Annotated in this window: 7 protein-coding genes and 1 pseudogene; all 8 read right to left on the bottom strand. The window is 64.1% G+C overall.

Features of this window, described 5'->3' with window-relative positions; genetic code table 11:
- Window positions 1–194: 194 nt before the first annotated feature.
- Window positions 195–623 (bottom strand): group I truncated hemoglobin, encoded by a 429-nt coding sequence (locus NX05_RS01405; RefSeq protein WP_039430939.1) that lies wholly within the window; start codon window positions 621–623, stop codon window positions 195–197.
- Window positions 623–1,495, bottom strand: a complete 873-nt coding sequence (locus tag NX05_RS01400; protein WP_039430940.1) for a DUF3034 family protein — start codon at window positions 1,493–1,495, stop codon at window positions 623–625. The genes NX05_RS01405 and NX05_RS01400 overlap by 1 nt, the downstream gene beginning before the upstream one ends.
- Window positions 1,492–3,858, bottom strand: coding sequence for a putative bifunctional diguanylate cyclase/phosphodiesterase (locus NX05_RS01395; protein WP_039430941.1), 2,367 nt, complete (start codon window positions 3,856–3,858; stop codon window positions 1,492–1,494). The genes NX05_RS01400 and NX05_RS01395 overlap by 4 nt, the downstream gene beginning before the upstream one ends.
- A complete protein-coding gene (locus NX05_RS01390) occupies window positions 3,855–4,538 on the bottom strand; it encodes a methylamine utilization protein (protein ID WP_039430942.1) in 684 nt (227 codons plus the stop codon). Before NX05_RS01390 ends, NX05_RS01395 begins: the two co-directional genes overlap by 4 nt.
- Window positions 4,539–4,746: 208 nt before the next feature.
- A complete protein-coding gene (locus tag NX05_RS01385) occupies window positions 4,747–5,685 on the bottom strand; it encodes an isopenicillin N synthase family dioxygenase (protein ID WP_039430947.1) in 939 nt (312 codons plus the stop codon).
- A 120-nt stretch (window positions 5,686–5,805) separates the two neighbouring features.
- Window positions 5,806–7,155, bottom strand: coding sequence for a phosphoglucosamine mutase (gene glmM / locus NX05_RS01380; protein ID WP_039430948.1), 1,350 nt, complete (start codon window positions 7,153–7,155; stop codon window positions 5,806–5,808).
- Entirely contained in the window at window positions 7,152–8,039 is an 888-nt protein-coding gene (gene accD / locus NX05_RS01375) for an acetyl-CoA carboxylase, carboxyltransferase subunit beta (RefSeq protein WP_017118260.1), read from the bottom strand. The genes glmM and accD overlap by 4 nt, the downstream gene beginning before the upstream one ends.
- 331 nt (window positions 8,040–8,370) lie before the next feature.
- Window positions 8,371–8,542 (bottom strand): annotated as a pseudogene (locus NX05_RS23455) (EscU/YscU/HrcU family type III secretion system export apparatus switch protein); the annotation flags it as partial.
- Between the last annotated feature and the right edge of the window lie 5 nt (window positions 8,543–8,547).

The raw sequence follows: 8,547 nt of genomic DNA, 5'->3' as shown, positions 1-8,547 counted from the left end.
CTGGCTGCTGCGCTGGATCGCGTTTTTGCGTGCCTGGATGCGGGCGATGGAATGGCCATCCTTTAGCCACGTGCCGCTGTCACAGACGGCACGGGGCGCTTGAAGGGGATTTTTCAGGGACAACTCAATACCAGCTTGCAGTTCATCGATCTTGCGTTCCTGACATTGCTGCTCAGGAGATCGTGAACAGATTCTTAGTGATTGACGATATCGCCATGCATGGCCGCCAGCCGTGCGAGCAGGCGATTTTGCGTGCGGCGCGGAATTTTGCGCTGATCCATCGCCCAGTTCAGATCTTCGACCAAGGCATTGAAGTCGCCTTCGCGAATGGCAAGGTGTGCGTGCGCCTGCTGCATCGACTTGGCGGTGTCCGGGCATGGGCCGTCGGCGACATGACAGAACTTCTGCACCAGGCGCTCGTTGAGCATGACGATATTGACGCGTGCGAACTTATCGACGATGCGTTGGTCGTCGGCGATGCGCGAGAGCATGCTTTCCACCAGCGCTTCGATGCCGGCTTGTCCGCCGAGTTCGTCATACAGCGTCTGGCGCGGTTGCGTGCTGGCGCAGGCGCTCGTCAGGCCGAGCATGCACAGCAAGGACCAGCGCAACCATCGGTTCATCAGAACGCCACCTGCAAAGAAAGATAAGGACCGCGCTGATCGGCAAGCGTGGCGATGTCGCCAAGATCGGCGAATGCAGCGGTCAACGAGACATGCTTGCTGGGGAACCAGGCGAGGAATGCATCCGCCCACGCTTGCTCGCGCGCGAAGCCGAGGTTATTTGGTTTGTCGCGATATTCCACGCCCACCGCCCACGACGGCGACAGCACCACCGCAGCACTGGCCTCGGGTACCAGACGATAGCTGTTGCGACGATCGCCACCGAAGCCGAGCAAGCCGGTCTGGTTGGCGCGGGTGGCGCGCAAGGTGCCGTTGAGCAGCAACTGATACCCACCGGCGCCCTGCAGCAACAAGCGGCTGGCACTGATGTAGACATCGGTGCCGTGGTCGTCGCGCGCACCGATCGCCAGCGGCAACGTGCCATTGCGCAAGCGCTTGTACTGCACGCCCAGGCTGACCTGCGGCGCATGCCCGTACACAAGATCGCCGGCCAGACGTAACTTGGCACCAAACACGTCCTGGCCGAGCGCATTCCACGGCAAGCCAAGCCGGTCCTGCAAGGTGCCCAGATCCAAACGCTGGCGGGCGACTGACAGCTCCAGCCGATTGCCGACCGTGAGCGCGGCGCCCTGCACATCGAGGCGGTAATCGCCGCTATCTACATGCGTGGCAAACGAGATAGTGCCGAGTTCGTCGCGCGTGCCGTACCCAGACAACGTAGCCCACGGCACGATGCCGCCACCGCTACTGCCTTCGATCGTGGACGCACCGCCGGTGGCGAGCAGGCGTCCGTCGCCGGCCATTGCGTGCAGTGGTGCGAATGCACCAGCAACAGATGCAGCGATCACTACAACACGCAGACGCACGCTCATCGCTGTGCACCTGCGTGCGCGGCCGAGGTCATGCCGAGTTGGCGCATACACCAGGCTACCATCGGCGCTTCCTCCAGCGGTGGCGAATACAGATAGCCCTGCACCATGTCACAGCCATAGCCGCGCAACAGTGCCAACGCGGTGGCGTTCTCGACGCCTTCGGCGATGACGCTCAGGCCCAGGTTATGCCCCAGATCGATCGTGCTGCGGACAATGAAGGCATCGTCGGTGCCTTCGGCCAACTGCATGACGAAACTCTTGTCGATCTTCAATTCGTTCACCGGCATGCGCTTGAGTTGAGCCAACGAGGAATACCCGGTACCGAAGTCGTCGATGGACAGTCGCACTCCCACGCTGCGCAATTGATGCAGCATGTGCAGCGCGAATTCGACATCGCGCATCAAGGCGCTTTCGGTCAATTCCAGCGTGAACGACTGCGCCGGTACGGCATGATGCTCCAGGCGGCCGCGCACGAAGTCGGGCAAGCCGGGGTCGGACAGATCGAGCGCGGACAAGTTGATCGCCATGCCCAACTCCAACCCTTGCTCGCGCCACTGCGCCTGACAGCGTAGCGCTTGGTCTAGCACGAAGCGGGTGAGCGAATGGATGACGCCGGAGTGCTCGGCGAGCGGGACGAATTCGTCCGGGCCGATCGGGCCGAGCACCGGGTGATGCCAGCGCACCAGCACTTCGACTTGCTCGACCCGATCGCTGCGCAGACAGATCTTGGGCTGGAAGCGCAAGGTGAGTTCGTTGCCGCCGATGGCCTGACGCAGATCGCCGGTGAGGCGCAAACGCCGCAGATGCTGTTCGTCCTGGCCCAGACGATAGACGCTGGCACCGATGGCGCTTGTGGTGCCGACTTGGCGCCGCGCGATATCGGCGCGGCGCAATAAGGTATCCGGGTCGGCGCCATGGTCGGGAATCAGGGCGATGCCGATGCTGGCTTCAAGCTGGATCCGCGCCTGCGGCAAGACCAGCGGGCGGCGCAGCTGCAGCAGCAAGAACTGCGCATTCTGCTGCACGCTGGCGGCATCGGCTTGCGCCACCACCACCATGAATTCATCGCTGCCCAACCGGCCGACTAAATTGGGCTCCTGCACGACCTCCACCAGCCGGCGTCCGGCTTCCACCAGCACCTGGTCGGCGAAGTCGTGGCCGAGGCTGTCGTTGAGTTCCTTGAAGCGCTCCAGATCCAGGATCAGCACCGCGGCGGTGCCACCGGATGCCACGGTCTGCTCCACAACTTCCTTCAACCGCTCCAGCAACCAGATCCGGTTGGGTAAGCCGGTCAAGGCGTCGTGCCGGGCCTGATGCAGGATGCGCTGCTCGCGGCTGGCGATCTGATGCTGCATGCGTCCGAAACTGTCGGCCAGCTCGGCAAGTTCGCGGCCGGGCGGGACCTGCACCGCAGTCTGGTAATCGCCGCGCTGGATGCGTCGCGCAGCCTGTACCAGTTGCGCAACCGGCTTGCTCACGCCACGCGCGAGAAAAATCGCCACAACCAGTGCAGCGACGGTCGCCAGCCCCGCCAGCAGCAGGATGCGCAGCTTGAGAACGCGATACGGCGCGACAGCGCGATCCAGCGATGCCTGCAACGCGACCCGCACGTGGCTGTCGCCCTGGATCGATTGCAGTCTGACCAGATAGCGCGACTCGCCCAGCGTCAACGGGATCGATGCAGCCCGCACCTTCTCAGCCTCGGGCAATTGTTGCGCAAATTCGACGCGTGCCGGCGGCTCAAGGGTGGAGGCCAACACACGCACTGGCGGGCCATCGGTGAAGAAGGTGGCATCCAGCCCGGTGGTGCTGCGGAAATCCTGCGCCAGGCCATCGCCAGATTCGTTGCCGATCGCAATCCAGCCGACGCGGTTTGGCGCCAGCACCTGCACCACCGCCAGCCGCACGATGTGCTGATCCAGCGCCACCACGCCCACTGCGCGTCCATCGTGCTGCGCCCGTTGCAGCAATGCCTGCACCGCACGCACTTGTTCGGCCTGCGGCAGATCGGCCAGGCCGGTCAAGAATTCGCCATCTGGTGACAGCAGCAGCGCAGTCTCTGACGACATACGTGCGGCATGGTTGCGCAGGGCCGACTGCATCGTCGGAACATCGCCACTTGCTACGGCGGCGCGAAACCCGAAGTCGTCGGCCAGCACCGATGCCGACTGCAGCAACTGCTCGTCGCGACGCACGTTGATGCGTTGCCAGACGCGCTCGCCGATTTCCAGCTCTTCGCCGAGCTGCGCCTTGACGCTACGTTCGGTCGCCAGCTGCACGGCAAGAAACGTCAATGCCTGCGTGGCAAGCAAGACCAGCACCAGCAAGGCCGCGATGCGGGTATGCAGGCGCATCGCTCTCATGGACGCGGCTTCTTGGGGTCGGCGTTACGGAACTTGTCTTGCAGCGCGCGTACCCGCGCATCCGGCGGCGCAACGACAGGAGCAGTGCCGGTAGTCTGCAAGGTGACGCGGCGCTGCACTGCATCGCGTGCGATCACCAATGGCTCGCTACTTGCTGCCCCCTTGATACGCGGATGCCAGACGCGCAGCGTGTAAGTGCCCGCAGGCGCCTCCAGTTGGGCGCGGCCATCGCTGCCGGTCTTGCCGAAGTACGGCGTTTCCAACACCACGATGTACCCCACCATCCAGTCGTGAATATTGCAGCCGATGGTGACCAGGCCGGCCTGATCGAAACGCACTGGCGTCGCCGTGGTGCCTTGGAAGAGCGGCAGTTCGAAACGCTTGGCCGGCGAGAACGAATAAACCTGATGGCGAATCTGGTCGTTGTTCGGAAAGCGCACCAGCGTCCCTGCGCGCACTGCCAGCACGGCAGGCACGAACTGCGAGTTGACCTGGTCCATTTCCGCGGTCTTGGTCGCGCTCGGCGCAGCAGGCCGCGCCGGCTCCAGGCTCACCACCGCATCGACCAGCACGCCGCCGGCATCGGCGACGGTCACATTGACCGACGTCGCCGCGGCCGCCCCTGGTGCGGCATAGGCCGCCAGCACGCACACTGCACCTACCCGTTTGAACCATCGCATGCAAAAGCGCCCCACCCTGTGCAATCGGCAGCGGGCGCCAGGCGAGTCCGACGTCGCGCTAGCGATCAGACTGGGTTATCGGCCTGAGTGAACGCAAGCTTTAACCAGACGCGAGCGGAATTTTCTGAACAGAAGTGTGGCAATGGTCACCGCTAGTGTTGCGAGCGCGGCTATTCGCTGCGCACAAAGCGTCGCGATGCGCGCCGGATTACTTCAGCTTGATCTCGCGCAGGCGCTCTTCCAGGAAGCCATGCGCCGTGATCGGCTCCGGGTAACGGCTGGGGTTGTCGGCGCTGATGCACGAGGACAGCACGTCGATGAGGAAATCCGGATTGGGGTGCAGGAAGAACGGCACCGAATAGCGCGGCTGGCGCGCCTGCTCGCCCGGCGGATTAACCACGCGGTGAATGGTGGAGGGATATACGTGGTTGGTCAGGCGCTGCAGCATGTCGCCGATATTGACCACGATGGTGTCGGCGTCGGCAGTGAATGGCACCCACTCGCCATCGTTGGAACGCACTTCCAGCCCAGCGGCGCTGGCGCCAACCAGCAAGGTGATGAAGTTTATGTCGCCATGCGCACCAGCACGCACGTTGGGGATGTCGTCGCTGGTGATCGGCGGGTAATGGATCGGCCGCAGGATCGAATTGCCGTTGTTGGTCTTGTCGACGAAGTAGTCCTGCGGCAAGCCGATATGCAGCGCCAGCGCCGACAGCACGCGCGAACCGAGTTGATCAAGCTGCTGGTACAGCTGGTAGCCGCGCTCGCGGAAACCCGGCACTTCGCTAGGCCACAGATTCGGCGCCATCACCGCGCGGTACGGCGAATCGTCTGGAATCTCGCGACCGATGTGCCAGAACTCCTTCAGGTCGAAGTGTTTGGAATCCTTGGCGGTTTCCACACCGAACGCGGTATAGCCGCGCGCGCCGCCGCTGCCTTCCACGTGATAGCGGCGCTTGGTCGCTTCCGGCAGCGCGAAGAACGCTTTGAACACCTCGTAGGCGGCATCGATGTCGGCCTGGGCGATGCCGTGATTGCGGATGCCGGCAAAGCCCCACTGACGATAGGCCGCTCCGAGCTCGGCGACGAAGGCGTCGCGGTCGGTGTCGAAACGGGTGATGTCCAGCGTGGGGATGCGCGCACTCATACGGATGTCTGCAGTCGAAGTCGAAAAGGTCGAGAGAAGCCTGATCAGATCAGCAGGCGATACAACAGGTAAAACGTCGCGGCCTTGGCGATGACCACGCACACGCCAATGACGATTGACTCACGCCGCGTCACGCACTGCACCCGAGAGTCGGTCGAGCGTGTCCTGCATCAGACGCGCGTCGTCGGCTTCCACCGTCACGCGCACCACTGGCTCGGTGCCGGACGGGCGCAGGAACGCGCGGCCGCGGCCTTGAACAGCGGCTTGCGCCTGCTGTAACGCCTGTTGCACGTTGGCCGCTTCCACAATGGCCTTGGCCGCACCGCCATCCAGGCGCACGTTGACAGTCTTCTGCGGCACCTTGCTCAGGCTGCTGAGTGCCTGGCGCAGGCTCTGGCCATCGCGCCCCAACGCTTCGAGCACCTGCAGCGCGCTGACGATGCCATCGCCGGTGGTGGCACGGTCCAGGCACAACAGATGACCGGAGGTTTCGCCGCCCAAGGTGCCGCCGCCTTCGACCAGGGCCTGATGCACGTAGCGATCGCCCACCTTGGCGCGCTGGAACGGAATGTTCAGCGACTCCAGGGCCTGCTCCAGACCGTAATTGGTCATCAAGGTGCCGACCACGGTGCCAGTGAGCCGGCCACTGGCCTGCCACGAGCGCGCAAGCACGTACAGCAGATCGTCGCCATCGACCGGGTTGCCCTGGTCGTCGGCCATCAACACGCGGTCGCCGTCGCCGTCGAAAGCAATGCCCAGATGCGCACCGCACTCGCGCACCTTGGCGGCAAGATTGTCGATATGGGTCGAGCCGACACCTGCATTGATATTGAGCCCATCCGGCGCGGCGCCGATGACCACTACCTCTGCGCCGAGCTCGCGGAACAGCATGGGTGCGATGTGATAGGTAGCACCATGCGCGCAGTCCAGCACCATCTTTAGCCCGTGCAGGGTGAAGCCACGCGCTACGCTGGCCTTGCAGAATTCGATGTAGCGGCCGATGGCGTCACGCGTACGAATGGCTTTGCCCAGACGCTCCGATTCCACTGTGTGGAACGGCGCGTCCAACGCCGCTTCGATCGCCGCTTCGGTGGCGTCGTCGAGTTTCTCGCCTTCGGCGGAGAAGAACTTGATGCCGTTGTCGTAGTGCGGATTGTGCGAAGCGCTGATCACTACGCCCGCGTCGGCGCGCAGCGTGTTGGTCAGAAAGGCGATCGCCGGGGTTGGCATCGGGCCGATCAGCTGCACGTCGGCACCTGCGGCAACCAAGCCTGCTTCCAGCGCCGCTTCGAACATGTAGCCGGAAATGCGGGTGTCCTTGCCGATCAGCACCAACGGCCGCTTGCTGCGGCCCTGGGTTAGTACACGGCCAAGCGCATTGCCCAGCCGCAGCACAAAATCGGCGGAAATCACGCCCTGCCCGACCCGACCGCGGATGCCGTCGGTGCCGAAGTACTTGCGTGCGCTCATGCGGCGTCGGCGTCCTGTGGATGCGGCTGACGCATCATCATCGCGGTGAGTTCGGCAATGCGGTCGCGCATCTCGCGGCGGTCGCAGATCTGATCGATGGCGCCGTGGTCGAGCAGGAACTCCGAGCGCTGGAAGCCTTCCGGCAGCGTTTCGCGCACGGTCTGTTCGATCACGCGCGGGCCGGCAAAGCCGATCAGCGCATGCGGCTCGGCGATATTGATGTCGCCCAGCATCGCGAACGAAGCCGACACGCCACCGGTGGTGGGATGGGTCAGCACCGAGATATAGGGCAGACCCGCTTCGCGCAGGCGGCCGAGCGCGGCCGAGGTCTTGGCCATCTGCATCAGCGAGAACAAGCCTTCCTGCATACGGGCGCCGCCGCTGGCGGAGAAGCACACGAACGGGCAACCGACTTCCAGCGCCACTTCGGCGGCACGCGCAAAGCGCTCGCCGACCACCGAGCCCATCGAGCCGCCCATGAAGGCGAAGTCGAACGCAGCGGCAACCAAGGGGTTGCCCTTGAGCGTGCCGCGCATGGCGATCAGCGCGTCGTATTCGCCGCTGGCCTTCTGGCTGGCCTTGATGCGTTCACCGTAACGCTTCTGGTCCTTGAACTTGAGCACGTCGACCGGCCCGAGTTGGGCAGCGATTTCAGTAGTCGCAGTGTCGGGATCGAACAGCGAATTCAGGCGCGCGCGGGCGCGGATCGCCATGTGGTGATCGCACTTCGGGCACACCTCGAGGTTTTCTTCGAGTTCCGGGCCGTACAGCGCGCTGCCGCAATTGCTGCATTTTTCCCACAGGCCCTCGGGGACGCTGCGCTTCTTGGCCGGAGTGTTTTCGGTGCGGATGCCGGAGGGCATCAATTTGCTGAGCCAGCTCATGCGTGTCTGAAATCCATGCAGGGCGGCCTTGCGGGCCGCAGAGGGGCGACAGTCTAACGCGCCGTGGGAATGCCAAGGTAGCGGGCGTCATGAATGCGCGATCTGGCGCAGATACTTCCGGCCTGACTGGTGTGTCTGCTTGCGGATGACGTATCGCGGGCCACTGCTTCGCCTTGTTGATGCAGCGCAATGGGTTGGGTACACACGGCTGCGCTCGTACCATCCCCCCTGCTCGGCGCCACAGCTCGCGCTTGCCGCGCGCATTCCAAGGCACGCGTACCGGCGGCGCGCAAGCGGCGCCTTCCCGTCTTGGTGGGAGAGGCACCTAGGTCATCGTCGGATCCGGGCCGAGCGCGATCTTCATCCACCGTGGCGCAATTGCCAATGCCGCGGGCCAGCGCCATCAGCGCCAACACGCCGGCACCGAACGCGGCCGCCTTCGAGAGCTCGCGCGATTGCGGGATGTTGCCCTGCTCACGGGCCTTGCGCTGGCGTTTTTTGGTCTACG

It is taken from the genome of Xanthomonas vasicola, assembly GCF_000772705.2.
In the GTDB taxonomy this organism is placed as follows: Bacteria; Pseudomonadota; Gammaproteobacteria; order Xanthomonadales; family Xanthomonadaceae; genus Xanthomonas; species Xanthomonas vasicola.
Note: the sequence above shows the minus strand (reverse complement) of the source record. Positions and strands in the feature narration are given on the sequence as shown.

Excerpts from the sequence above, each read along its gene's own strand:
- NX05_RS01405 (WP_039430939.1), bottom strand. The coding sequence starts at position 623 with ATGAACCGATGGTTGCGCTGGTCCTTGCTGTGCATGCTCGGCCTGACG.
- NX05_RS01400 (WP_039430940.1), bottom strand. The coding sequence starts at position 1,495 with ATGAGCGTGCGTCTGCGTGTTGTAGTGATCGCTGCATCTGTTGCTGGT.
- NX05_RS01395 (WP_039430941.1), bottom strand. The coding sequence starts at position 3,858 with ATGAGAGCGATGCGCCTGCATACCCGCATCGCGGCCTTGCTGGTGCTG.
- NX05_RS01390 (WP_039430942.1), bottom strand. The coding sequence starts at position 4,538 with ATGCGATGGTTCAAACGGGTAGGTGCAGTGTGCGTGCTGGCGGCCTAT.
- NX05_RS01385 (WP_039430947.1), bottom strand. The coding sequence starts at position 5,685 with ATGAGTGCGCGCATCCCCACGCTGGACATCACCCGTTTCGACACCGAC.
- glmM (WP_039430948.1), bottom strand. The coding sequence starts at position 7,155 with ATGAGCGCACGCAAGTACTTCGGCACCGACGGCATCCGCGGTCGGGTC.
- accD (WP_017118260.1), bottom strand. The coding sequence starts at position 8,039 with ATGAGCTGGCTCAGCAAATTGATGCCCTCCGGCATCCGCACCGAAAAC.